This window comes from Thalassotalea loyana (assembly GCF_030161435.1).
Lineage (GTDB): Bacteria > Pseudomonadota > Gammaproteobacteria > Enterobacterales > Alteromonadaceae > Thalassotalea_G > Thalassotalea_G loyana.
In genome coordinates, this window is the sequence record NZ_BSSV01000004.1 from 32773 (window position 1) to 56599 (window position 23827).

Below are 23827 nucleotides of genomic sequence, written 5' to 3' on the forward strand. Positions count from 1 at the left end.
CACAACAAGAATAACGGAATAGAATGTGCCACCCATTTTTGATAGAGCGGGTGAATATCAGGTTTTTAAAACCGAAGATAGTCGCCGAATTATATAGATATATTTCTAAGGTAGAAGGCAACATGCCAGTAATTAAAGTAAGAGAAAACGAACCATTTGACGTAGCTTTACGTCGTTTCAAACGTTCATGTGAAAAAGCAGGTATTCTTTCAGAAGTACGCCGTCGCGAATCATATGAAAAACCAACTTGGGAACGTAAGCGTAAGAAAGCAGCAGCTGTTAAACGTCACGCTAAAAAAGTTTCTAGAGAAAACGCTCGTCGCGTTCGTATGTACTAATTAACCTTAGTTATATATTGTTGAGAATTGCAGATGTCTCTGCTAGATAAGCTCAAAGACGAAATGAAAGTCGCTATGCGTGCCAAAGACAAAGACCGTCTTGGCGTTATTCGCATGGCGATTTCTGCTGTTAAGCAGGCTGAAATCGATAACAAAACCGAACTTGATGATAACGGCATTATCGGCGTATTAACCAAAATGGTTAAGCAACGCAAAGAATCAATGACGATGTATCTTGATGGTGGTCGTGATGAACTCGCAGCTAAAGAAGCTGCTGAAGTGAAAGCACTTGAAGATTTCTTACCACAACCTTTAACTGATGAAGAAATCGAATCAATGATTTCTGATGCTATTGCACAATCTGGCGCTGCTTCTATGGCAGACATGGGTAAAGTAATGGGTTTACTTAAACCAGCAATGCAAGGCAAAGCAGACTTAGGCGCGGTAAGCGGTAAAGTGAGAGCAGCCTTAAACAACTAGTTTAATTGCAGAAACACCTTCTGATAAAGCCGTATTAGCCATAGGTTAATACGGCTTTATTTTTTCTATTATAATAATTCAAAATTCTTCTCCCTATCCTCTACATTGATCGTATTTAATGTGTAGAATAGGCACACTAAAATTTTCATTTTCAAGGTAAAGATTTTTCTTTATGGCAGGCTTGATCCCACGACAATTTATCGACGACCTATTAGCAAGAACGGATATCGTTGAGCTTGTTGATTCACGCGTTCCGCTAAAAAAAGCAGGTAAAAATTACCAAGCGTGCTGTCCTTTTCATACCGAAAAATCACCTTCATTTACGGTTAGCCAAGATAAACAGTTTTATCATTGCTTTGGCTGTGGAGCTCATGGTAATGCTATCTCCTTTATCATGGAATTTGATCGCCTTGAATTTGTTGACGCAATCGAAGAACTCGCCTCATACCATTCACTTGACGTACCGCGTGAAGAATCAAACAAATCACCAGAGCAACAACGCAAAGACATCCAAGCTGCCCAGCAACGCAAAGACGATTATGAACTAATGGCGCAAATTAGTCGTTTTTATCAACAGCAACTTAAAGTTGCAGAAGATAAGGACGTCGCAATCGATTACTTAAAAGGGCGCGGATTAACTGGCGAAATCGTCAAGCAATTCGGCATTGGTTATATTGCCGATCAATGGGATGGCATGATGAAAGTCTTTGGTCAATCTAAAGCCTCAAGCCAGCAACTCGTTGATTTAGGCATGGCCATTCAAGGCGATAAACAACGACCTTACGATAGGTTCCGTGGCCGTATTATGTTTCCTATTCGTGATAAACGCGGGAGGCATATCGGATTTGGCGGTAGAGTATTAGGTGACGGTACGCCAAAATATCTTAACTCACCGGAAACCCGTATTTATCATAAAGGTCATGAACTTTATGGCTTATACGAAGCAAAAATTGCCAACAAAAACCTTGATAAACTTGTCGTTGTTGAAGGTTATATGGATGTCGTTGCCCTTGCTCAGCACGGTGTCGATTATGCTGTCGCCTCATTGGGTACTGCGACGACCTTTGAACAACTGCAGACCATGTTCAGAACAGTGAAAGAAGTCATCTGTTGCTATGATGGCGACCGTGCAGGTAGAGATGCGGCTTGGCGTGCAATGGAAAATGCATTACCACTGATTCGTGATGGCTACACCTTAAAGTTTATTTTCTTACCTGACGGTGAAGATCCTGACACTATGGTGCGTGACAAGGGTAAAGAGGCCTTTGAGCAACTATTATCTCAAGCAACGCCATTATCTAAGTTTTTATTTGAACATCTGTTATCACGTGTTGATATTAATTCATTGGAAGGAAAGTCCGCACTCGTCGAGATGTTTCAACCCTATTTAGAAAAGTTACCTGAGAGTGTACTAAAAGACTCGATGATGACTGAGCTTGCTAACAAGTTTGGCGCAGGCCATGAAAAGCAACTTCAACGTTTATCCAATGCTAATCAATCGACAGCGCAACAAGTTGCTCAGCAAAAACCAACAAAAGCAACACCGACACGATTAGCGATTGCTTTATTACTTGAGCAGCCCAGCTTAGCAAGCAAAATGCCTAACCCTCATTTACTTGCGCATTTAAACATGCCGGGCATTCCGCTGCTTAATGAAATGATCAACATTACCTCTCAACGACCTGAGATGAACAGTGCACAACTTATCGAGAATTTTCGTGGTCGAGCTGAAGAAAATCAATTAGCAAAATTGGCTTGTTGGCAACACGGTGTGATGGCGGAAAATGCCGAAGAATTCTTTTTAGATACGATTGAAAAACTGTTCAATAGTTTCATTGAGCAGCGCACTGAAGTGCTATTACAAAAAGCTCGAATCGGCGAAATAAACTTGCAAGAAAAGCAAGAACTCCAAGCTTTACTTAATCAAGGTTAATGCTAAGCTATAGCTAATAACAAGAACAAATAAATCTGCATCTTTCGCAATATCTACGATAATTAAAAAAGTTATCTTGATCACCGATATTATAGGGTTGTTTTTCACAAATACGCCCCAATATGATTAAGCAAGTTATATTGCCGTTAGTTTTTTAACTGAGCAACAGTTATTCACTGGCATTTTTATAGTCAGCTGGCTATAATGTACGGCTTTATTTGTTCTCAATTTGCAGCCAAAAAGGTGGACACTAGTCAATGGATCAAGCCCCACAATCTAGACTTAAAGAGTTAATTACCAAAGGTAAAGAACAAGGTTATTTAACTTTTGCAGAAGTTAACGATCACCTGCCACAAGACATTATTGACTCAGACCAAGTTGAAGATATCATTCGAATGATCAACGACATGGGTATTCAGGTATTTGAAAATGCACCTGATACCGATACGTTAATGATGTCTGAAGCAAACACTGATGAAGACGCTGCTGAAGCTGCAGCGCAAGCACTTGCTACTGTAGAAAGTGAAATCGGTCGCACTACGGACCCTGTTCGTATGTACATGCGTGAAATGGGTACGGTTGAACTTCTTACACGTAAAGGCGAAATTGTTATCGCCAAGCGTATTGAAGAAGGTATTAAAGAAGTACAGCGCAGTGTTGCAGAATACCCGCCAGCAATTAACTTCTTACTTGAGCAGTGGGACAACTTTGAAGCTGAAGAAGGTCGTTTAAGCGACATCATCGTTGGCTTTTTAGACCCTGACGCGGAAGATGACGACGTTGCAGCGGCTGCTACACACATTGGTTCTGAGCTTTCAGAAGAAGAGTTAGAAGATGAAGATTCAGATTTAGAATCAGATGACGACTCTGAAGATGAAGAAGAAGTAGATACTGGTCCTTGCCCTGAGCAAGCGCGTGAGAAATTCACCTTATTACGTGAAAAATATGAAGCAGCTAACAAAATCATCTCAGACAAAGGTCGCGACCATGCTGACGCTCAGTCTGCCATTGATGAATTAGCTGATATATTCAAAGAGTTCCGCATCGTACCAAAAGTGTTTGATCGCCTCGTGAAAAACATGCGTGAAGTTATGGACCGTTTACGTGTTCAAGAACGCTTAATAATGAAGCACTGTGTTGTTGGCGCAGGTATGCCAAAAGCAACATTTATCAAAGTATTCCCTGGCAATGAAACTAGCTTAGAGTGGTTCGAAGCACAAAAAGCATCAGGTGAAGCATACGGAAAAAAATTATCTGACGTTGAATTAGACGTTGAACGTTGTGTTCAAAAACTATCAATGTTAGAGCAAGAAACCTTCTTGAACGTACATGGCATTAAAGACATTAACCGTCGTATGTCAATTGGTGAAGCAAAAGCTCGCCGTGCGAAAAAAGAAATGGTTGAAGCTAACTTACGTCTTGTAATTTCAATCGCGAAGAAATACACCAACCGTGGTTTACAGTTCTTAGATTTAATCCAAGAAGGTAACATTGGTTTGATGAAAGCGGTTGATAAGTTTGAATATCGCCGTGGTTACAAGTTCTCAACTTATGCTACATGGTGGATTCGCCAAGCGATTACACGTTCGATTGCTGACCAAGCACGTACCATCCGTATTCCTGTTCATATGATTGAAACGATTAATAAACTTAACCGTATTTCACGTCAAATGTTACAAGAAATGGGTCGTGAACCAACGCCTGAAGAATTAGCAGAGCGTATGGTGATGCCAGAAGACAAGATTCGTAAGGTATTGAAGATTGCTAAAGAGCCAATCTCAATGGAAACGCCAATTGGTGATGATGAAGATTCGCACTTAGGTGATTTCATTCAAGATGACAGCGGTGAGTTACCAGTTGACTCTGCAACATCTGAAAACCTTAAGAATGCTACGCACGAAGTACTTGCAGGCTTAACAGCTCGTGAAGCAAAAGTATTACGTATGCGTTTTGGTATCGACATGAATACTGACCATACACTTGAAGAAGTTGGTAAACAGTTTGACGTAACACGTGAGCGTATTCGTCAAATCGAAGCGAAGGCATTGCGTAAACTACGCCACCCTTCTCGTTCAGAACAACTTAAGAGTTTCTTAGACGGCGAATAAAGCCTGTCTCTGCAAATAGAAAATCCAGCATAAGCTGGATTTTTTTTGCCTCGAATAAAGCTAAATGTAATTTAACACCTAAAAGTTCGGGTTCCCGTGAGCCGAATTTGTGATAAACGTGTTATCAGTTAAGCTTGCCAAGAAATTAAGTAAATCCGCTTTGTCTTGTTCAGTTAATTCAAAGCCTTTAACAAATTCACTCTTATAAGGGTTTTGGCGACCGTCACCTTGGTTAATACCTTCAACAATATTCCGACCGCCTGCCGCATAAAAATCAATAACTTCTGAAAGTGTCGCAATGCTGCCATCATGCATATATGGCGCGCTCTCGGTTATATTTCTCAATGTTGGAGCGCGAAAGCGTCCGTTATCTCTAGCTAACTGTGATATTTCACCCAGCCCGATATCGCTTTTCGGATATCCTTGTTCACCGTGAACGTTATATAGCCCAGTATTATGGAATGGTCGACGATCAATAAGCTGCTTTTCATGACTGGTTGATTGAGTAAAATTAAATCCACCATGACAATGATGACACTCTAGACGCTCAGAGAAAAACAGATTCATTCCACGTATTGCCGACGCAGATAATGCGTTGTCATCGCCTTGATAGGCATATTGATCAAACGGAGAGTTGAGAGAAACCAAGCTCCTAACATAACTGGCAAGCGCGTTTACAATCAGTTGATAGCTAATCGGCTGTTCAGGAAAGGCTTGTTCAAAAAGCTTGGAATATTTTGGCTGGCGGAATCGAGATAAAACCTCTTCTTCATGTCCTGTTATCCCCAGCTCAACAGGTGCCTCACCAAACATGGGTATCAATATTTGTTGTTCGAGCGATATCAGACCATCATGTGCCCAAGTCAGCGTTTTGTTATAAGCGACATTGACGAGTACTTGCGCATTTCGCCTGTGTTTTTGTCCCGTTGATCCCACGGATGTTGGAATTTTCTCGCCAAATGCTGCGCTTTGTTCATGACAACTACTGCAAGATTGTGTGCGATTAAACGACAGATTGCAATCAAAAAACAATACTCTACCTAACGCCACCTTTTCATCTGACATAGGGTTATCTATCGGTACTTGGGGCTTTGGAAAGCTATTGGGTATAGGCCATTTGTATGCTTTAGTTTCTTTTTCAGCCTTTTCACATGCGATTAATAAAATAGACATGATGACAACAAACACTATTCGCATTTTATTGCCCTTGCTTCACAGAGCTGTTTAATAAATTGGTCAAAATAACCTGACACGTTGAATTATCAGGCTGCGATTTACAGCTAGGCATGTCACCAAATGAGACCCCATTAAACCAATGTTCAAAATCAATATTTAGCTGAGCATTTTGAACCGGTAGCTCTACGGTAAATAAGTTAGGCTGTCGACACTGCTGAACTGGTGCTCTAAGCGCACTTGCTGATGAACAACCCGTTGAACCTAAATGGAACAACCAATCTCCGTTTTTATTATTGAGTTCGACGCGGGCAAACTTGTGTCCTGTTTGCCAAACCCAGAACATCGACGGAACATTCAAAGGACTGGGTTGACCTAATGGGTTTACATGGTTTAATTCAAATGGAACACCAAATTTGAACCTAACCTTTTCAACAGACCCAATAGATGAGTCAAATGCTAGCGTCAAATTGTTAGTATTGGGCTGACCACAGATTAACGACACTAACGCGACATTTTTTGCTTGGAAATCATTATCAACAAGATCAATCGTTTGCCATTGCCCTGATTCAGTCATGATTTCAAAATGGCTCATGTATAGCTGAATTTGGTCAATAGCCCACGATTGGTTGCCATTGTCCCATGGTGACTGACAATCTAGTAACACATCGCCATGTTTCATATTTACGGTCAACGATTTTTGTTTCTCACTACTACAAGCCGTTAGCAGTCCCAAAAAACATAAAATAATAATTACATACTTCAACGCTTTACTCTTCTCTCTTATCGCGACAATTTTTAAGAACTACAGAAAATCGCTCGCTTTATATTAAAAAAATGTTAACAATAAACTATCTTTAGTTAAATAGAATTCATACAAAAGGGTTAATATGCGATATAGCCTCCTTACCATTGTTGGCTCATTAGGCTTATGTTTTGCTTCAAATGTATATAGTCATTCTGAGCACGATAAAGCGAGATTTGTATCGCCTTCTGGGAAAGATACTGGTCAATGTGAAAACGTATTTCGTCCATGTAAATCAATAGCATATGCGGTAAAACAAGCGAATAAAGGCGATCGTGTTCTGCTATCTGCTGGACAATATTCCGTTAGCTCGAGTGAAGATTTATTCTATTTAAAAAGTACAATTGTTCCGATTCTTGGCGGTTATAACCGCTTTGATCATTTCCAATCGCAAAGCCCTGATACCAATATTACGACCTTAGTCAATGTTCCAAAAGAAATGTCAAAGGCACTCCGTAATCAAGGCTTTCGGGTATTAAATGATGGTAAAGCAACGCAAATCGATAGTGCATTGACCAAAAAACTTGCAGACTATCAAAAGCTATCGCAGGCACAACATAATATGGCGTGCGAAAATGGCCAAGCGGATATGTTTGCGTGTAATAACATCGATCTACTTGCACATTTCCCACTAAGCCAAATGTCATCTAGCCCAGCTGCAGGTACCGATATTTGGGGGCATGTTGATTTAAATAACCAACGCGAATATGCCATTATGGCAGTCGAAAATGGTACTGTGATTGTTGATGTCACGGATCCAACGTCTCCTGTAGAAGTTGGCACTATTGAAGGTGTTAGCTCAGGCTGGCGAGACGTTAAAGTTTACCAATACTTCGATCAAGACCTAAAGGTTTGGCAAGCATATGCCTATGTTACAACCGAAGGTTCTCGTTCAGGCCAAACTGACTTTGTTTCAATTATCGACCTAAATGCCCTGCCTCACTCAGTTAGCCTAGTTGAAAACAACAATGTCGTGCGCGTGGCTCATAACGTCTACATTTCAAATGTTGATTATGGCTTGAACATCGCGTTACCTGAACAAGAAGCTAGTCTACAAATAGTTGGTGCCAATGAGCGAGCTGGTGCTTTCCAAAGCTACTCGCTCGATAACCCTAAAACGCTAATTGAAAGCCAAAATACCTTTTTTGGTAATGGTTATACGCACGATGGCACATCAATTACAGTGAGTGATGAGCGTGCACAAAGCCATTGTGGCGTAAGCGAAGGCAGCTGTACTATCTTTGTTGATTTCAATGAAAATGAAATGAAGCTTTGGAACATTTCTAACTTCGAACAAAGCCAATTATTAAGCTCAATAAGTTACAGTGATGTCACCGCAGACAACCAATATATTCACTCTGGCTGGGGCACTGACGATCAACAATACGTATTACTTCATGATGAGTTTGACGAGTACCGAGGTGGTTTAAACACCACAGTACGTATTTTTTCAATTGAAGATTTATCTGCACCCGTACAGGTTGGTCAATGGACAGGACCAACACCAGCCATTGATCACAATGGCTATGTGCGTGGCAATCGCTACTATATGTCGAACTATACACGCGGGCTAACGATTCTCGATATTACAGACCCAACTCAACCTAATGAAGTAGGCTTCTTTGATACCTACCCACCTAGTAATAACGCAAGCTTTAATGGTGCTTGGGGCGTTTACCCATTTTTACCGTCAGGCAATATTTTAGTCAGTGATATTAACAGCGGTCTATATATCTTACGTGATAATGCTAAAGACTCTGACGTTGGTCGATTTTCATTCGATAGCACGAGCATAAATACAGAACAAGGTAGTAATTTATTGCTTTCGGTGAATCGAGACGGTGCAGACTTAACCAATGCAACAAGCGTTAGTTATCAAGTGTTTTCGGGTAGCGCAGAAATCGGTAACGATTTTACGCTTGCCAACGGTCAATTGGATTGGGCGGCAAATGACAATGCCCCTCAAACGATTTCAATAGAGATAGCCCCACAAACCGATGCCAATGAGCTTCAAGAAGCCTTTTACATTCGTTTATTTAATCCAACACAAGGTGCAACATTAGGTCAGCACAGTTACACACGAGTTAACATAGCTGGAAAATTGGATACTGGTGCAGCAAGTTTTAGTGAAGCAAACCTAGAAGTCGCTGAGCAATCGGGTGAAATCACCCTAACAGTGAATCGAGTGGGCAATACGGCCAATGAATTGTCAGTTACTTACGCCACCATCGCAAATACGGCAAATGAGTCTTCTGATTTTGAAGTAACATCAGGCACATTAACGTGGGCCGATGGTGACAATGCACCACAAACCATTCAACTTGGCATTGTTGATGATGAGAATGAGGAAGAGTCAGAGCAATTTAGTGTTCAACTTACCGCAGTTGGTGATGGTCGACTGGGCGCAAACCAAGCAATTAACATTACGATTGCTGATAATGATCTCAATACAGCGCCAACGATCACCCTATCTGAGAACTTCCAAGTAAATACAGGTCAAGGTGTAACGCTTAACGCATCCGTCAACGATGCTGAAGGTGATTCAATGACATTCTTATGGGAACAAACAGGTGGTGAAACCGTCACGTTGACTAATGCAACAACAACAAGTGCAACATTCACGGCACCGAATGCAGCTGGAACACTAACGTTTAGCTTTACTGCGACAGATTTTCGTGAGGCATCAAGCTCTCAGAGTGTTCAAGTCTCAGTAGTTGCTCCACCAGCGCCAACACCGACAACAAGTTCATCGTCTGGTGGTGGCGTGATATTTAGCTTATTACTGCTGTTAATTCCTTGCAGTTTAATCAAGCGAAAAAGGTAGTATTGCGCCCTGTTGAGCAATTGATATTTCGTTGATTGCTCAACAATTAAGCTATCGATTAAAAAGAAAGGAAAAATTAAAGCAGCAGTGGTGACAAGAAAATAAAAAATGCTTATACTCCCACGCATTCACATATTCTTGTGAATTCAAAGAATGGCCCTTTAGCTCAGTTGGTTAGAGCACCCGACTCATAATCGGTAGGTCCCCAGTTCAAGTCTGGGAGGGGCCACCATTTCCACTCTTAGAAATGGTCAATAACACTCAAATATTTCAATAAAAACGCCTAATCCAGCCATAAATCAAGGTTTTTAACGGTTAATAAGAACTTGCTACATTCAAGTTTTTAAGTAACACTCGTAGTAACACTTACTTAATGTTACTAACTTTGGTGTTACTATGGCGCGAGTTACTACCCCGTTAACCAATACAGAAGTTAAACAAGCAAAGCCTAAAGGTAAGGAATATAACCTTGCTGATGGTGATGGCCTACAGCTTAGAGTTAAGCCCAACGGTTCAAAGCTTTGGCTATTTAACTATTATCGACCGTACACCAAAAAACGCGCTAACATTGGTTTAGGCAAATATCCCGAAGTAACACTGGCCCAAGCTAGAACAAAGCGTAAAGACGCTAGAGAGTTACTTGCGCAGAACATCGACCCTAAAACTCACCGTGAAGAAACAGAACAACTTAAAAAAGACGCTTTAGAAAATACGTTTGGAGTTGTTGCTGATAAATGGCTGGCGTTAAAAAAAGAGCAAGTAAAAGCCGAAACGGCAGACAAGGCATGGCAAGCACTGAAAAAGCATGTGTTACCTGAATTAAAGAACTTGCCCGTTGATGCTATTAAGCCTAAAACCATTATCGACATAATGACCCCCATTAAAAACAAAGGTAACTTAGAAACCGTCAAACGCCTTTGTCGCTATATAAATGAGATCATGCGCCTAGCTGTTGCCAGTGGCTTAATCGAAATTAATTATCTAGCTGATATAACAAAATTATTCCCTGCCCCCAAAAAGACAAACATGGCAACTATTAAGCCTGAGCGTTTACCTGAACTAATGAAAGCACTCTACAACGCCAGCATAACCAGAGTAACACGCACATTAGTTGAATGGCAGTTACACACAATGACGCGTCCTATAGAGGCCGCAACCGCCAAATGGAAAGATATAGATCTAGAAAATAAAGTATGGGTTATTCCTGCGGAACGTATGAAGATGAAAAAGCCACATACCATTCCACTGACAGAGCAAACACTAGAGATTCTTGAATTCTTACAGTCCTTAAAAGGAAACAATGAATATCTATTCCCAAGCCACAGAAACAATAACAGTCACGTAAACAGCCAAAGTGCGAATATGGCGTTAAAACGTATGGGCTTTGCTGGTGAATTGGTTTCTCATGGCCTACGTGCGCTAGCCAGCACCACGTTAAACGAACAAGGCTTTGATCCTGACGTTATTGAAGCAGCACTCGCACATATAGATAAAAATGAAGTCAGACGCGCTTATAACCGCGCTGAGTATCTTGAGCGTAGGCGAGTGATGATGGCTTGGTGGTCTGAACGAATAGAACAAGCTAAAACGGGAAAAGTAGCTAAGTCTATTAACAAATTAAAAGTGGTTGGATAAACAAATGAATCTATATAATTTTATTAGTGAACTGGAAGAGTTAACTGATGTTCAATTAGACAGTATTGTAGAGATTGAATCTCAAAACTCTTTAGGTCTACTATCTAATCTATCTGACCTTTCACAATTTGACGATGAAACTAAATTTATCATTTCTGGCTTAATTAAGAGCTATTTCTCTTTACTCGCACTTTATACAAGAGAAGTAGAAAACCACTCAACTACAATGGGGAAATTAATTGAACGACTTGCTCCAAAAGAAAAGCATAGTTTAGAGAAAAGAGCTGAGGAAATCCTTAATCCAGAGAAAGAAGAACCAAAAGAAAAAAGAGACTTAGATAAAAAGGTTTTCTTATTTGACTTTATTTCAAGCTCTTCCAACAGCGCTACTGAAACAGTTCTTAAAACAGTTTTGATAAAGTACTTGATAGATGAAAATCCTTTTCCCAATATAACCAAAAAACGAGGCCGTCCTAAATTAGATATTTCAGATCAAAAGATATTAGAAAGTTACCTAGTTACTAAATCTCAAAGAAAGACAGCTCAAGATCTCAATGTGTCACCAAAATTTATAAGGGAAAAATTGAAAATATATCAAGACGCTATTGATAATCCCTTACTTTTAAAATTAATACTTCCTGAAAAAAGTAAAAATTAACAACTGAATAAGTATGGGATAAATCTTTTTTAATTTATCCCCTTGGGGATTAAATATTTTATATTTATCCCCAATTTTCACTTCTAATTATATGTAGATAATAGGTAATCAGTTAACCAATGAGGAACTGATATGACTATTAACAAACACTACCAACTAATTCGCCGCCCAGAAGTTTTAAACTTAATTGGTCGCTCAAAATCTTCACTTCAACTAGATGAAAAAGCAGGCCTATTCTGTCCACCAATATCAATAGGTGATCGCGCAGTTGCCTATATCAAGCATGAAGTTAATGCTGTCATAAAAGCTCGCATTGAAGCCCAGTCTAAAGAGCAAATCAAAGCTTTAGTTGCTGACCTTATCGCAAATCGCAAGTTAGACGCATAGGAGGTTATATGAGTACTTTATTAACTACTATTCAACTGACTGCTGAATCTACACACATACCACCACAATGCAGTAAATCCTGGCCTATTTTAATTGAGCTAATTCGTGGCTGTAAACGGAAAAAGCTGCGAGCTATCAATGAAAGCTACCACGGCTCGCCTCTAGAGGATTTAGAAGGAGAAAAATTTGGCTTCTGGCTTATTGACCGCTATACCGATGATGATGGTGAAAGTTGCCTAAAACTTAACGATAGGCATCTTGTTGGTAGTCAAAAGCAAGATTCTGAGGCTAGAAAAATTAGACGAAACCAAAGAGCAGAAATTTCACTCAAACAAGCTCAGAGAGAGAAAGAGCGCATACCAAAAGCATTGGCGGAGTTAAATGAAGCCCAAATGGAGTACCTATTATCCTTAGGTGAAGCAGCAAACGATGCAGAAATAAAAAAGCCACAACTTAAATAAAGAAGTGACTTTCCAATTTATGCTGGCGTTGAAGTTTTAGAGGACAACACGCCAGCCACAACTAAAGGTTAGCATAATGAAGAATCATTACCTAATTGAGGTTACACAAACTCAAAAGTTGTTCTTTTCTATCGAAGCCAATTCAACAAAGGAAGCAATAGAAAAGGCGCTAAATCAAGACAACCAGTTAGATGAAGCCATGCCCCCCGAACTTGACCAAATAACAGCGAAATGTATTGGTGGTGACTAATGGCTAGCATTGATAGAAAAAGAAAGAAGGGCCGTTTTATAGGGATTCCTTATCACATTGCCATTAGTGAACAATTTAGAAGCTTGAGAGCGCCAGAAGTTAAGTTGTTAGTCGATTTATTAACTCAGTATAACGGCAACAACAACGGCATGTTATCTACTTGCCACGCCCTTTTAAAAAAGTGTGGTTGGCCTCCCGCTTCACTTTATAGAGCATACGCTCGTTTAGTTCACGCTGGTTTTATTGTGGTAACAAGGCAAGGACTAAAAATTAGAGGTTACCCAACACTGGTAGCAATAACGTGGAATGGAATAGATGAACCAACTAACTGTAAATATGACAGTGGAGTAAAGGTTAGCCCTGCCCCGTTATCCTATTGGAAGCTGGATAAATCAGAATGGAACATTCAACCCACGATAAAAGCGCCATAGAAAATCACTATCATATTGGAATAGCTAGAGTGAGTTAGTACACCATATTGATATAGCTAAGAAATTGGGGGATGTAATAGTTAATCAACTTGGAGTACTAACTAGCCTTTTTCAGTGTATTGGTACTATCAAATTGGAGAGTCTTATATATACCATGTAGCTACTCCGATTATTGCTGACAGTTTAATTAGCTTATAAGTCAGTTGTTATAACTAAAGGGTATTTTTCGACACTATAAAAAAGGGTAATTTCTGGAGTCCTTAAAAGGGTATTTTCGAACTACTATACATGAGTAAAGATATGAATCGAACAGAACAGAAAGCGTTAAACAACAGCGTTATTTTATTCGTTTATAACTTAATAAAGAAAAATCGCTATCGCCCACCATCATATAAATTTGTTTGTTGCCATCTAAACAACTCAAGCTTTAAAACTAGCCGAGGAAATGATTGGACTTCAAAGCGATTATTTAGGATGCTTCAAAGAAACAATTACTCAGGTTTACATGGACTATTTCATTCAATCATCAAGATGGCTTAAGATGGTTAGATATTAATGGAGTTATATATGTTAAAAACATTTATTAGCGGTATTTTATTCTCAACATTATTGTTTTTTACTAAGTCGGCTAAGGCGATTGATAATCCTGAACTATGGGTAGAAGCCTGTTCTGATAAAAAATCGAGTTTATTCGTCACATGTGAAATGTTTGTGAATGGATTGAGACAAGGGTTAAAGCTTTCTTACTATTCATCAGTTCAGGCATATCAGGATATCTTCATTATTTTGGAAAAAGAAGAGTTCATAAATGATACAGAAAAATGGAAGATATTTAATGAAAGAGCTAAAGGAAATGCTTATTTGGTTTATGGCTGTATAGACGGTAAAACCTCGAAACAATTGATGGCGGTTTTTTCTAAGTGGCTTAAGAATAACCCAGAAAAATGGCATATGGAACTAGGCGAAATGATGACCGAATCATGGGTAACAGCATTTTCACCAAGCAAATCTGAGATAGGAACCATTACTTGTACAGACAATTGATTGTTCAAAATCCATTAAGACAAATTTAAATGTGACTTTATGATTTAGTAACACTATTAGTAACATCGCAGCACGATAAAAATAATTAGGCCTTTAAAATTAAGGTCTTTAACCTTCAATTCAGATCAGGGAGGGGCCACCATTTAATTCTTCATTTATTATCAACCTAATACCATTTGTCTCAGTGCATCGATAACTGCTATCTAGCTATTTATTAATCGAGCATATCCACCTCAAACACGGTCAAACAATTTGACTCGCAATTTAAAGCCCTCGTAAACTATTTAACTGGTTGCTTCGTAGTTCTATTAACAAAAATAATTCAGGGAAGTTTATGATCACTTTACACCACTTAAACAAATCACGTTCAAAACGAATCATTTGGCTTTTAGAAGAGCTGAAAGTGAACTACCAAATCAAAGCCTATCAACGTGACAGCCAAAGTAACCTTGCACCTGCTGAACTTCGAGCAATCCACCCATTAGGTAAATCACCTGTCATTGAAATAGACGGTAGTGTATTGGCAGAATCTGGAGCGATCATTGAGTATTTAGCTCAAGCGTATGCCAGTGACACTCTAGTTCCTTCAAAAGACTCTGCCCAGTATAAAGAATACTTACAGTGGCTTCACTTTGCTGAGAGCTCTGCCGCGTTGCCATTACTATTACATTACTTTCTTAAAATTGATGGCGCTAAAACCAACTTCCTTGACGGCTATGCGAAGCAGGAAGTGTCTCTTGTACTTGGCTATCTTAACGATCATATGGCAGATAAGCATTGGATTCTTGGTGAGTCATTCTCAGCAGCAGATATAATGATGTCCTTTATTATCGAGATGGCTTTCGCACTCGAGCTGTTAGGCGATTACCCTAATTTAGCTAAATATTTACAAGAAATGCATCAACGTCCAGGTGCGCAAAAAGCCATGGCGCTAGAGCATCAATACGACGAAACCGTTACCGGCTAACTGACAAGAAAGCAACCACGTTTTAAAGTAGTAGTTGCAAGGCTTTAAGAGATGTAACTTGCTGGGGGATTCTCGTTTAAACTTATCAAGCTCAAAATGAAGGCAAAAAAAATAGCAACCGCTTTGGTTGCTATTTCGTCATGATGTTTGTTTACAACTACTCTTGGAACAATGCTTCCAATGATAAGTTTTGTTGCCCTAACATGTCTCTTAAGCGTTTTAACGCTTCAACTTGAATTTGGCGAACACGCTCACGGGTCAAACCAATTTCAGAGCCCACATCCTCTAGGGTTGCCGCTTCATAGCCTAATAAACCAAAACGTCTTGCTAACACTTCACGTTGTTTTGAGTTCAATTCATTCAACCAAACAACAATGTTGTTTTTTAAGTCGCTGTTTTGAAGCTTACTCTCTGGGCCGCCCCCTTTTTCATCAGGAATGACATCTAATAAGGCTTTCTCAGAGTCGCCTGCAAATGGAGTATCAACAGACGTGATACGCTCGTTCAACTTAAGCATTTTGCTTACGTCATCAACCGGCTTATCAAGCTCTTTTGCAATATCTTCAGCTGTTGGTTCGTGGTCAAGTTTTTGCACGAGTTCACGTGCGGTACGTAGATAAATATTGAGTTCTTTTACAACGTGGATTGGCAATCTAATCGTGCGCGTTTGATTCATAATAGCGCGTTCAATTGTCTGACGAATCCACCAGGTGGCATAAGTAGAAAATCTAAATCCTCGTTCAGGATCAAATTTTTCGACGGCTCGAATTAAGCCTAGGTTACCTTCTTCGATTAGGTCAAGTAGTGGTAGACCGCGATTGTTATATCGTCTTGCAATCTTAACAACCAGTCTTAAATTACTTTCGATCATGCGCTTACGCGCGGGTTCATCGCCCTTCAGGGCTAGACGTGAAAAATATACTTCTTCTTCAGCGCTTAACAAAGGTGAAAAGCCAATTTCGCCCAAGTAAAGCTGAGTTGCATCTAAGTTTGAAGATGCTTCTTCTTTCTCTTTCTTTTTACTTACGGGTTCAACAACAACATCGTTAATTTCTTTATTAATGCCCATGCCACTTCTCCTGTTAGCAAGTATTCTTATTGGTATAAACTACACGTTTGCTCTCCATTTATATTTATTATTTATTATTGATTTATTACGTGATGAAACTATTTTCTCGGCAAATACTTCTGCGGATTCACTGACTTGCCACGAAAGCGAACTTCAAAATGAAGCATGACTCTTTGGGCATCGGTGTCTCCCATTTTGGCGATCACATCACCGACATTAACCTGTTGTTGCTCTTTGACCAATATGCGGTCGTTATGGGCATATGCACTAAGATAATCATCGTTGTGTTTAATTATGACCAAATTGCCATAACCTCTTAATGCGTTACCTGCATATACAACAGTGCCTGATGCCGCAGCTTTGATGTTATCTCCCTTGCGACCGGCAATATCAATGCCTTTATTTCCTTGTGGTTTTGTAGAAAAAGTTTGGACAACTTTCCCATTATGTGGCCACTGCCATCGGCGGATTTTCTGAGAAAAAGTCGGCTGTTTTACCGTGCTTTTCCTGGTGATTTTTTGTCCACCTTGAGTACCACCATACTCCTGATTTTTTTTCTGATCAACCTGTTTTTGCACATTTTTTTCACTTTTCTTGGTTGAGTATTTATTCGACTTAGATGGAGTTTTTACACTAGATTTTGCCGTCGATTTAACCGAAGAAAGTGACAACTTCTGCCCAGGGTAGATGTGGTAGGGGGCAGAGATATTATTCCATGATGCAAGTTGTCTCACATTGACATTTGCACGCCATGCGATTGCATATAAAGTTTCACCTTTTTTGACTATATATTCACTTTGATTAAGCGTGTTTTTAGATTTATCTGTAATTGGCGCATGGCTCTGGATATCAACCACAGGCGCAGGCTTTTTCGGCTTGGCCGAACACCCCGCTAAAAACATTAAACAAAGTAAAAGTGCAACTTTATACAAACTCGTCCCCTTTCCTCTTAGCTTGTTTGTGTGTAGTAGATGTAAACAGCAACAATGAGTAAAACGACCACCCAACCAATCACATCGATCCATTGACGAATTTTACTTTCCATTTCTTTACCGCCTAATTTGATCAGCCCAGCTACTAAAAAGAATCGCATACCGCGACCAATTGTTGAGGCAATCAAGAATGGAATAAATGCCAAGCCCAAGAATCCAGCACTAACGGTAAATAGCTTATATGGAATTGGTGAGAAACCCGCGATAAATACAACCCAAACACCCCATTGCTCAAACCATAGCATCACTTGCTCTAGCTTATGTGCCCAGCCAAGCTGATTAATCACGGGTTCAATAATCGGTTCGAACATCCACGCGCCAAGCAGGTAACCCAGCGCGCCACCAAGTACAGACGATACAGTAGCAATCGTCGCAAAATTCCATGCTTTTTCTGGCTTAGACAACACCATAGGTGCAAGCAAAACATCAGGTGGAATTGGAAAAATAATTGATTCAATAAATGTTAGGAATGCTAAAGCACGTGGTGCGAACTTATGCTCTGCCCACTGCATAGTCCACTCATACAACTTTGAGAAAATCTTCAAATGACAGCTCCGGGAACTAATGGTACAAATTTCACTGCTTCGACAAGCTTTTCGTGAAAATGCTCACCTTTTTTTGTAATTATTTTTAATACTTGAGTTTGATCGCCAACTGGAATCACTAATTTCCCGCCGTCACTTAACTGTTCAAGTAAAGCTTGAGGTACTGAAGTTGGGGCTGCCGTTACAATAATTGCTTGAAAAGGTGCTTTTGAATTCCACCCCTTCCAACCGTCGCCATGCTTCATCGACACATTGTGTAAATCCATCGCCTGTAATCGACGTTTAGCTTGGAATTGCAACGCTTTGATACGTTCAACTGAAAACACTTTAGGAATAAGTTGTGCCAATATTGACGTTTGATATCCCGAGCCAGTGCCAATTTCGAGCACATTGTCAGGCACACCATCTTCAAGTAACAATTCAGACATTTTTGCAACAATATATGGCTGAGAAATAGTTTGTCCTTGGCCTATCGGCAATGCATTATTCTCGTATGCCTTATGCGCTAAAATCTCAGGAACAAAAATATGCCTTGGTGAGCGCGCAATCGCTTGAAGCACTCGCTGATCTGCTATGCCTTCGTTGGCAAGTTGTTGAGCAAGTACTTCTCCACTTCTGCCCGACTTACCACCTATCCTACTACCAACGAGTCGACTCATAATTTCACTTCACTTATCCAATCTTGCATATTATTTAAACTGTTATGTGCAGTCATATCAACAGTTAACGGTGTGACAGATGCATAGCCATTTGCCACAGCGTGAAAGTCAGTCCCTTCACCAGCGTCGAGTTCCTGGCCTAGCGAACCATACCAATAAATATCCCTGTTCCAAGGGTCTTTCATTTTTTTCATGGTTTCTGCTTTATGTCGATGACCTAAACGTGTTGCTTTAATACCTTTGAGCTCGTTCAATGGGATGTCTGGCACATTGATGTTAAGTATTTGATCTGACTTCAGCGGATGTTCTTTTAATCGTTCAATCACTTTAACGGCAACCTGTGCGGCAGTCTCATAGTGTTTCTCTTCTTTACCAACCAATGAAACGGCAATCGCAGGCATCCCCATATGACGCCCTTCTGTTGCCGCCGCTACAGTGCCCGAATATAAAACGTCGTCACCCAAATTAGCACCATGGTTAATGCCAGCAACAACCAAATCAGGTGGTGTATCACATAACTGACTAATGGCTAAATGAACGCAATCTGTCGGTGTACCGTTGACACTAATGAACCCATTTTCTAATTGCTGTGTTCTTAATGGGTTAATCAACGTCAATGAATTGCTTGCTCCACTACAATTTCTATCCGGCCCTACCACCATAGTTTGGCCAAGCATAGAAAGCGCTTGAGCGAGAACTTTCATTCCAGGTGCGTTAACACCATCGTCATTACTTACTAAGATGTTCATGTTAGATCCTTGTTCGGAGCTTTTTCTACACGCACCGTCATATCTTGATAGTCAATTAGCTCTCTTAATACCGTCGTTGCAAAACAACCTGAAGGTAGAAAGAATGTCACCGTCACTTGGCCTTCATTAAGTACAATTTGCGGTTGCGTGATGTTTAAACGAATACGTCTTCGCTCTTGCTTTAAGCCAAACTTACCCAGCCCTTTGGCGAACACATGATGTTCATCAGCAATTGATTGCTCCAGCGCAGCAACGTCACCCGTTGACATCAATTCACCAGCTCCCCACATAGGTGCAGTAATATCGATATCTTTTTCCTGCAAGCGGTTTTTCAGTGTTTCATCAATATATTCAGCAAGAAATACCGATTGAGTGCCGGCCAACATGCATACATCACCCGTTTGAAGGTCATGGTACGTGTTAGTTTCGATACGCTTGGCAATGATATTGTTGAAGATAAATGAGCGAGCTGCTGACAGGTAAATACTACGTTTCTTTTTGTCTTTGACTTTTTTGCCTTCAAACATACTCTGGGCACGTTCGATATTTCCACCTTCAATACCAAAACGTTGCTCACCAAAATAATTCGGCACACCAGTGTTACAGATTTGCTGCCAACGCGCTTCTACTGCGTCAACATCACTAACATAAGTGAGGTTAATTTCAAAACGGTTACCGATCAGCGCACCTGTTTTTAATTTTTTGTTGTGACGTTTCCAGCTAAGAACTTCTACACCGTCAATATTGACGTTTGATAAGTCGAATTCTTGCTTTCCCGGTACATGAACACCAAAAAATTGTTCGCATACGGCAAACCTATCTTTCAAACCAGCGTAAGTAACAAGCTTCTCCGAGATGCCAAAATATTTGGCTAACTCGCGTGCGACAAATACCGTATTCGCACCCGTTTTTCTTATGTGAATAATGAGGTGTTCACCCTCTCCACAGGGTTCGAATGGTAAAATCTCAAATACCTTGAAGTCACTCATTTGTTCACGCAACTTACCTGTGGCTTGAGGGGCGCCATACAAATAAGGCAAATTAACGACATTACTCATTTGACACTTTCTCTAATAGTACAACGGCGTGAACCGCAATCCCTTCTTTACGACCTACATAGCCAAGCTTCTCGGTAGTGGTTGCTTTTACATTAACCTGGTCGATATCGCACATCAGATCGTCTGAAATACAGGTACGCATTGCCAATAAATGCGGAGCAATTTTAGGCGCTTGGGCCACGATAGTGACATCAGCATTACCAAGCTTGTAGCCTTTCTCAGTCATAAGACCAACAACATGGCGAAGTAAAATACGACTATCGATATTTTCATACTCGTCACTCGTATCAGGAAAATGATTGCCAATATCACCAAGCGCAAGGGCGCCTAAAATAGCATCAGATAACGCATGCAGCGCAACGTCGCCATCTGAATGAGCGACGAACCCTTGTGGGTAGTCAATTTTTACCCCAGCTAAAACGATTGGCCCTTCGCCACCAAATTTATGTACGTCGAAACCATGACCTATTCGCATAATTTTTCCTGCTGTGATTTTTCTTGATTCGTTAAGATGAACTCAGCAAGTGCTAAGTCTTCTGGGCGGGTAATTTTTATATTGTCACTTGAGCCTTCAACAAGTTGGCTTGCTAAATTCGCTTGTTCTATTGCCGATGATTCATCAGTGATCGTAAGCCCTTTTGCTAGGCCATACTCTATCGAGTCGACAAGCTCATTTGTTTTAAACATTTGCGGTGTCAGTGCATGCCATAACACACTGCGGTCAACCGTCACATCAACATCCTGTTGATTGGCTGTTCGCTTAATCGTGTCTTTGGCAGGGTATGCTAGTAACCCTCCTTTACTTGTACTTATGCACTGCTGTACTAACGTATCGATATCTTTAACCGTAATACAAGGTCTTGCCGCATCATGCACTAGCGCCCATTCAAATCCTTGAGACTGCAGGTATTTCAGGCCCGCTAGCACTGAATCTACACGCTCTTGACCACCTACTACGGTTTTTATTTGAGGGTGATTGATCAAACTTGTGTCTTGATAGTATTCGTCGTTATTGCCTAACGCGATAACGACTTGCTCTATCGCTGGATGCGATAACAATCTAAGCACAGTGTGTTCAAGTACGGTTTGCTCTTTAATCGTCAAGTATTGTTTAGGACAAGCAGACTTCATTCGCTTTCCTACGCCAGCTGCGGGTACAACAACAGCTAAGCTCGGCGCTTCTTGCTTATTCAATGATGATTTCCTTGGATTGATTATCTAACGCTTCTTCTTTATGTTTTGGGATCACACGAAAAAACACTTCATCTTCTTTGATTAGGCCTAATTCGTTTCTTGCGCGCTCTTCGATAGCTTCAACACCAGATTTCAAATCGTCGATGTCTGCATAAAGGATTTTATTACGTTGTTTAAGTTTGTCGTTGTCAGCAGCTTGTCGAGTAACTTCTTCTTTTAATTCTAAATAATCTGGCACTGAATTTTTACCGAACCAAAGTCGATACTGAAGTAGCAGTAAAAATGTGATTAAGATTATTGAAACGACACGCATAGCGCTGAGTAAACTTATTATTGATATGTGTTAATAGGTATTATAAAAGCGTGATCGGTTAAGTAAATTAAAATGTTCGGAAATTTACACTTAACGAAGTGGTGGAGCGGCTTTTCTTAGATTTTTCCAATGAATATTGCATGAAAGCAGTAACTCACGTAACGATAAACGTTTAGGTTGGATCTTTTGCTGGTTTACCCAACGGTGGCCAGCACAAGCGAGCATCATTACTTTTTTTGCAGGTTTTATTATCTGCCAGCCCTTTTCTTCTAAGGTATTTGGCATTGGCTTATCAAGATGAAACCAGCCATGGGTATTTGTACGAAAACGATTATTAGCAATATCCACTCGATCTATCGAGTCGAGCACAAACCCTGTATTTGTTTGAAATGGAATAACTAAGCCCAGTGGCAAAGGCTTTGCTGCATACCAAGCAAGAATTCCTTCATGATCAGTCGCAAAGTCAGGCATCTTCGTTGGCTGTTTGAGTGTCCAACTGCCATTTTGCACATCAAGCGTCATTGGACTTTCACAAAGCGTCATGTAATCAGCCGTGCGCTTAATGTAGTAAGGCAGGCTTTTTAAACGAGATTGTAACCCTTGAACACTCGATGTATCCGCGACGGCAAGTACCGCAAGCTCTCTTTCATATAACGCATTACACAACTTGGCATATTCATCATTATGCTCAACGTCATTTTGCCAAAGAAGTGCTTGTGTCATATGAATAAAAAACCGCTAAATATTGATTACAGTTTAAGCAAAACGGCAGGTTAACTAAAGTTTTTTTGACAATTATCCAAGGTTTTATCACTAAAACTCACATTTCCAAACAACCATTGAGTCGTTTACTTGCCGCATCACCTGTTATTAATCTTGAGCAAAGCATTGCTTAACAACGTTAAGAATCCGTTTCACTCGTTCCGACCGGTTAAGGTCTTGTGGATACAACAAGTAAACATCTCGGCTTTCGCCTTGATAATCCTTCAGTATAGGTACCAACGAACCTGCGGCCAATTCCTCTTCAATTAAATATTTAGGTAGTCGAGTGATTCCCAACCCAGCTAATGATGCTTGTTTTAACAAGCTATTGTCAGAAAACTGGTATTTGGGATTCACACTAACTTCAGCATGTTTTCCACTTTCCATAAACGACCAATTTCGCCAGTAAAATAAAGAGATACACGAAAAATCATTAAGCTCCGCGGGCACAGTAGGTTGGCCATGCTCAGCGATAAACTTGGGGCTAGCACAACAGACGTAATTGGATGTCATTAAATTTACGGCGACCATATCCTGCGGAGGCGTATTGGTTATTCGTATTGCAAAGTCGTATGGTTCACTGACCAAGTTATGAGTTTCATTACCTGTCTCACAAACCAACTCAATTCCCGGATACATTTTATGAGTAACTTCAACTAGTTGAAAAAGTGCAGACTGCATTAAACCTGTGGGCGCAGTGAAGCGAACAACGCCTTCAAGTTCCTCTTCTTGACGCTGAATCAGTTGTTGTGTTTCTTGCCAAAATGATGTCAGTTTTTGCGCTCGTTCATTAAGTGTCGCACCGGCTGACGTTAGCCGCATCGAACGCGTGTTCCGTAACAGCAGTTGGCATTTCAAATCACTTTCTAACGCTTTAATTTGTTTAGAAATATATGCTTTTGAGACGCCTAGTACATCGGCGGTCTTTGTATAACTGCCGTGATTGACGAGTTCAGCAAATAATCTCAGTTGTTCAAGGTGCATAATCGCCC

The 23827-nt window shown here is 40.3% G+C and carries 26 protein-coding genes and 1 tRNA gene; 14 read left to right on the top strand and 13 right to left on the bottom strand.

Going from position 1 to position 23827, the window contains the following annotated elements; all coding sequences use genetic code 11:
- Window positions 1-122 precede the first annotated feature (122 nt).
- The 4 genes from rpsU to rpoD all read left to right on the top strand — a co-directional run bounded on the left by rpsU (window position 123) and on the right by rpoD (window position 4859).
- Window positions 123-338, top strand: a complete 216-nt coding sequence (rpsU, locus tag QQK05_RS09980; RefSeq protein WP_193022122.1) for a 30S ribosomal protein S21 — start codon at window positions 123-125, stop codon at window positions 336-338.
- Between the two features lie 33 nt (window positions 339-371).
- Window positions 372-818: a GatB/YqeY domain-containing protein gene (locus QQK05_RS09985; protein ID WP_284298144.1), complete on the top strand. Its 447-nt coding sequence runs from the start codon at window positions 372-374 to the stop codon at window positions 816-818.
- Window positions 819-990: 172 nt separating this feature from the next.
- Window positions 991-2751 (top strand): DNA primase, encoded by a 1761-nt coding sequence (dnaG, locus tag QQK05_RS09990; RefSeq protein WP_284298146.1) that lies wholly within the window; start codon window positions 991-993, stop codon window positions 2749-2751.
- 257 nt (window positions 2752-3008) lie between these two features.
- Window positions 3009-4859, top strand: coding sequence for an RNA polymerase sigma factor RpoD (rpoD, locus tag QQK05_RS09995; protein ID WP_284298148.1), 1851 nt, complete (start codon window positions 3009-3011; stop codon window positions 4857-4859).
- Window positions 4860-4937: 78 nt separating this feature from the next.
- On the opposite strand, the gene QQK05_RS10000 is transcribed toward rpoD, so the two are convergent.
- On the bottom strand, window positions 4938-6056 hold the full coding sequence (locus tag QQK05_RS10000; RefSeq protein ID WP_284298150.1) for a methanobactin export MATE transporter MbnM: 1119 nt from the start codon (window positions 6054-6056) through the stop codon (window positions 4938-4940).
- A gap of 1 nt (window position 6057) precedes the next feature.
- The gene (locus QQK05_RS10005; RefSeq protein WP_284298152.1) at window positions 6058-6798 is read right to left on the bottom strand and encodes an MbnP family copper-binding protein; all 741 of its coding nucleotides are present in this window, start codon (window positions 6796-6798) and stop codon (window positions 6058-6060) included.
- 124 nt (window positions 6799-6922) lie between these two features.
- Here QQK05_RS10005 and QQK05_RS10010 point away from each other — a divergent pair, with 124 nt between their 5' ends.
- The 10 genes from QQK05_RS10010 (at window position 6923) to QQK05_RS10055 (ending at window position 15494) form a co-directional block, all read left to right on the top strand.
- Entirely contained in the window at window positions 6923-9661 is a 2739-nt protein-coding gene (locus tag QQK05_RS10010) for a choice-of-anchor B family protein (protein ID WP_284298154.1), read from the top strand.
- Between the two features lie 155 nt (window positions 9662-9816).
- Window positions 9817-9893, top strand: a tRNA-Ile gene (locus tag QQK05_RS10015).
- Between the two features lie 164 nt (window positions 9894-10057).
- Window positions 10058-11296, top strand: coding sequence for an integrase domain-containing protein (locus tag QQK05_RS10020; RefSeq protein ID WP_284298156.1), 1239 nt, complete (start codon window positions 10058-10060; stop codon window positions 11294-11296).
- A gap of 4 nt (window positions 11297-11300) precedes the next feature.
- Entirely contained in the window at window positions 11301-11954 is a 654-nt protein-coding gene (locus QQK05_RS10025; RefSeq protein ID WP_284298158.1) for a hypothetical protein, read from the top strand.
- 132 nt (window positions 11955-12086) lie between these two features.
- Window positions 12087-12341, top strand: a complete 255-nt coding sequence (locus QQK05_RS10030) for a helix-turn-helix transcriptional regulator (RefSeq protein ID WP_284298160.1) — start codon at window positions 12087-12089, stop codon at window positions 12339-12341.
- Between the two features lie 8 nt (window positions 12342-12349).
- On the top strand, window positions 12350-12802 hold the full coding sequence (locus QQK05_RS10035; RefSeq protein WP_284298162.1) for a hypothetical protein: 453 nt from the start codon (window positions 12350-12352) through the stop codon (window positions 12800-12802).
- 76 nt (window positions 12803-12878) lie between these two features.
- Complete coding sequence (locus tag QQK05_RS10040; RefSeq protein WP_284298164.1) at window positions 12879-13052, top strand: hypothetical protein; 174 nt, start codon at window positions 12879-12881, stop codon at window positions 13050-13052.
- The gene (locus QQK05_RS10045; protein ID WP_284298166.1) at window positions 13052-13483 is read left to right on the top strand and encodes a hypothetical protein; all 432 of its coding nucleotides are present in this window, start codon (window positions 13052-13054) and stop codon (window positions 13481-13483) included. Before QQK05_RS10040 ends, QQK05_RS10045 begins: the two co-directional genes overlap by 1 nt.
- Before the next feature lie 567 nt (window positions 13484-14050).
- Window positions 14051-14527: a hypothetical protein gene (locus tag QQK05_RS10050; RefSeq protein WP_284298167.1), complete on the top strand. Its 477-nt coding sequence runs from the start codon at window positions 14051-14053 to the stop codon at window positions 14525-14527.
- Window positions 14528-14861: 334 nt separating this feature from the next.
- Complete coding sequence (locus tag QQK05_RS10055; RefSeq protein ID WP_284298169.1) at window positions 14862-15494, top strand: glutathione S-transferase family protein; 633 nt, start codon at window positions 14862-14864, stop codon at window positions 15492-15494.
- 157 nt (window positions 15495-15651) lie between these two features.
- Here the strand turns inward: QQK05_RS10055 and rpoS are convergent, their stop codons facing one another.
- From rpoS to QQK05_RS10110, 11 genes are all read right to left on the bottom strand, one after another.
- Window positions 15652-16563 carry an RNA polymerase sigma factor RpoS gene (gene rpoS / locus QQK05_RS10060; RefSeq protein WP_284298171.1) on the bottom strand — a complete coding sequence of 304 codons (912 nt, stop codon included), beginning with the start codon at window positions 16561-16563 and terminating at the stop codon, window positions 15652-15654.
- Window positions 16564-16661: 98 nt separating this feature from the next.
- Entirely contained in the window at window positions 16662-17465 is an 804-nt protein-coding gene (locus QQK05_RS10065; RefSeq protein WP_284298633.1) for a peptidoglycan DD-metalloendopeptidase family protein, read from the bottom strand.
- A gap of 47 nt (window positions 17466-17512) precedes the next feature.
- Window positions 17513-18100 (bottom strand): YqaA family protein, encoded by a 588-nt coding sequence (locus QQK05_RS10070; RefSeq protein WP_284298173.1) that lies wholly within the window; start codon window positions 18098-18100, stop codon window positions 17513-17515.
- The gene (locus tag QQK05_RS10075; RefSeq protein WP_284298175.1) at window positions 18097-18759 is read right to left on the bottom strand and encodes a protein-L-isoaspartate(D-aspartate) O-methyltransferase; all 663 of its coding nucleotides are present in this window, start codon (window positions 18757-18759) and stop codon (window positions 18097-18099) included. The genes QQK05_RS10070 and QQK05_RS10075 overlap by 4 nt, the downstream gene beginning before the upstream one ends.
- Window positions 18756-19508, bottom strand: a complete 753-nt coding sequence (surE, locus tag QQK05_RS10080; RefSeq protein WP_284298176.1) for a 5'/3'-nucleotidase SurE — start codon at window positions 19506-19508, stop codon at window positions 18756-18758. Before surE ends, QQK05_RS10075 begins: the two co-directional genes overlap by 4 nt.
- A complete protein-coding gene (gene truD / locus QQK05_RS10085) occupies window positions 19505-20566 on the bottom strand; it encodes a tRNA pseudouridine(13) synthase TruD (RefSeq protein ID WP_284298178.1) in 1062 nt (353 codons plus the stop codon). The genes surE and truD overlap by 4 nt, the downstream gene beginning before the upstream one ends.
- Complete coding sequence (gene ispF / locus QQK05_RS10090) at window positions 20559-21041, bottom strand: 2-C-methyl-D-erythritol 2,4-cyclodiphosphate synthase (protein WP_284298180.1); 483 nt, start codon at window positions 21039-21041, stop codon at window positions 20559-20561. The genes truD and ispF overlap by 8 nt, the downstream gene beginning before the upstream one ends.
- Window positions 21032-21760, bottom strand: a complete 729-nt coding sequence (gene ispD / locus QQK05_RS10095) for a 2-C-methyl-D-erythritol 4-phosphate cytidylyltransferase (protein ID WP_284298182.1) — start codon at window positions 21758-21760, stop codon at window positions 21032-21034. The genes ispF and ispD overlap by 10 nt, the downstream gene beginning before the upstream one ends.
- Window positions 21753-22073 (bottom strand): cell division protein FtsB, encoded by a 321-nt coding sequence (ftsB, locus tag QQK05_RS10100; protein ID WP_284298183.1) that lies wholly within the window; start codon window positions 22071-22073, stop codon window positions 21753-21755. Before ftsB ends, ispD begins: the two co-directional genes overlap by 8 nt.
- 90 nt (window positions 22074-22163) lie before the next feature.
- Window positions 22164-22796: a hypothetical protein gene (locus QQK05_RS10105; protein WP_284298185.1), complete on the bottom strand. Its 633-nt coding sequence runs from the start codon at window positions 22794-22796 to the stop codon at window positions 22164-22166.
- 147 nt (window positions 22797-22943) lie between these two features.
- Window positions 22944-23819, bottom strand: a complete 876-nt coding sequence (locus QQK05_RS10110; protein WP_284298187.1) for a LysR family transcriptional regulator — start codon at window positions 23817-23819, stop codon at window positions 22944-22946.
- Between the last annotated feature and the right edge of the window lie 8 nt (window positions 23820-23827).

Excerpts from the sequence above, each read along its gene's own strand:
- rpsU (WP_193022122.1), top strand. The coding sequence starts at position 123 with ATGCCAGTAATTAAAGTAAGAGAAAACGAACCATTTGACGTAGCTTTA.
- QQK05_RS09985 (WP_284298144.1), top strand. The coding sequence starts at position 372 with ATGTCTCTGCTAGATAAGCTCAAAGACGAAATGAAAGTCGCTATGCGT.
- dnaG (WP_284298146.1), top strand. The coding sequence starts at position 991 with ATGGCAGGCTTGATCCCACGACAATTTATCGACGACCTATTAGCAAGA.
- rpoD (WP_284298148.1), top strand. The coding sequence starts at position 3,009 with ATGGATCAAGCCCCACAATCTAGACTTAAAGAGTTAATTACCAAAGGT.
- QQK05_RS10000 (WP_284298150.1), bottom strand. The coding sequence starts at position 6,056 with ATGCGAATAGTGTTTGTTGTCATCATGTCTATTTTATTAATCGCATGT.
- QQK05_RS10010 (WP_284298154.1), top strand. The coding sequence starts at position 6,923 with ATGCGATATAGCCTCCTTACCATTGTTGGCTCATTAGGCTTATGTTTT.
- QQK05_RS10020 (WP_284298156.1), top strand. The coding sequence starts at position 10,058 with ATGGCGCGAGTTACTACCCCGTTAACCAATACAGAAGTTAAACAAGCA.
- QQK05_RS10025 (WP_284298158.1), top strand. The coding sequence starts at position 11,301 with ATGAATCTATATAATTTTATTAGTGAACTGGAAGAGTTAACTGATGTT.
- QQK05_RS10030 (WP_284298160.1), top strand. The coding sequence starts at position 12,087 with ATGACTATTAACAAACACTACCAACTAATTCGCCGCCCAGAAGTTTTA.
- QQK05_RS10035 (WP_284298162.1), top strand. The coding sequence starts at position 12,350 with ATGAGTACTTTATTAACTACTATTCAACTGACTGCTGAATCTACACAC.
- QQK05_RS10040 (WP_284298164.1), top strand. The coding sequence starts at position 12,879 with ATGAAGAATCATTACCTAATTGAGGTTACACAAACTCAAAAGTTGTTC.
- QQK05_RS10045 (WP_284298166.1), top strand. The coding sequence starts at position 13,052 with ATGGCTAGCATTGATAGAAAAAGAAAGAAGGGCCGTTTTATAGGGATT.
- QQK05_RS10050 (WP_284298167.1), top strand. The coding sequence starts at position 14,051 with ATGTTAAAAACATTTATTAGCGGTATTTTATTCTCAACATTATTGTTT.
- QQK05_RS10055 (WP_284298169.1), top strand. The coding sequence starts at position 14,862 with ATGATCACTTTACACCACTTAAACAAATCACGTTCAAAACGAATCATT.
- rpoS (WP_284298171.1), bottom strand. The coding sequence starts at position 16,563 with ATGGGCATTAATAAAGAAATTAACGATGTTGTTGTTGAACCCGTAAGT.
- QQK05_RS10065 (WP_284298633.1), bottom strand. The coding sequence starts at position 17,465 with ATGTTTTTAGCGGGGTGTTCGGCCAAGCCGAAAAAGCCTGCGCCTGTG.
- QQK05_RS10075 (WP_284298175.1), bottom strand. The coding sequence starts at position 18,759 with ATGAGTCGACTCGTTGGTAGTAGGATAGGTGGTAAGTCGGGCAGAAGT.
- surE (WP_284298176.1), bottom strand. The coding sequence starts at position 19,508 with ATGAACATCTTAGTAAGTAATGACGATGGTGTTAACGCACCTGGAATG.
- truD (WP_284298178.1), bottom strand. The coding sequence starts at position 20,566 with ATGAGTAATGTCGTTAATTTGCCTTATTTGTATGGCGCCCCTCAAGCC.
- ispF (WP_284298180.1), bottom strand. The coding sequence starts at position 21,041 with ATGCGAATAGGTCATGGTTTCGACGTACATAAATTTGGTGGCGAAGGG.
- ftsB (WP_284298183.1), bottom strand. The coding sequence starts at position 22,073 with ATGCGTGTCGTTTCAATAATCTTAATCACATTTTTACTGCTACTTCAG.
- QQK05_RS10105 (WP_284298185.1), bottom strand. The coding sequence starts at position 22,796 with ATGACACAAGCACTTCTTTGGCAAAATGACGTTGAGCATAATGATGAA.
- QQK05_RS10110 (WP_284298187.1), bottom strand. The coding sequence starts at position 23,819 with ATGCACCTTGAACAACTGAGATTATTTGCTGAACTCGTCAATCACGGC.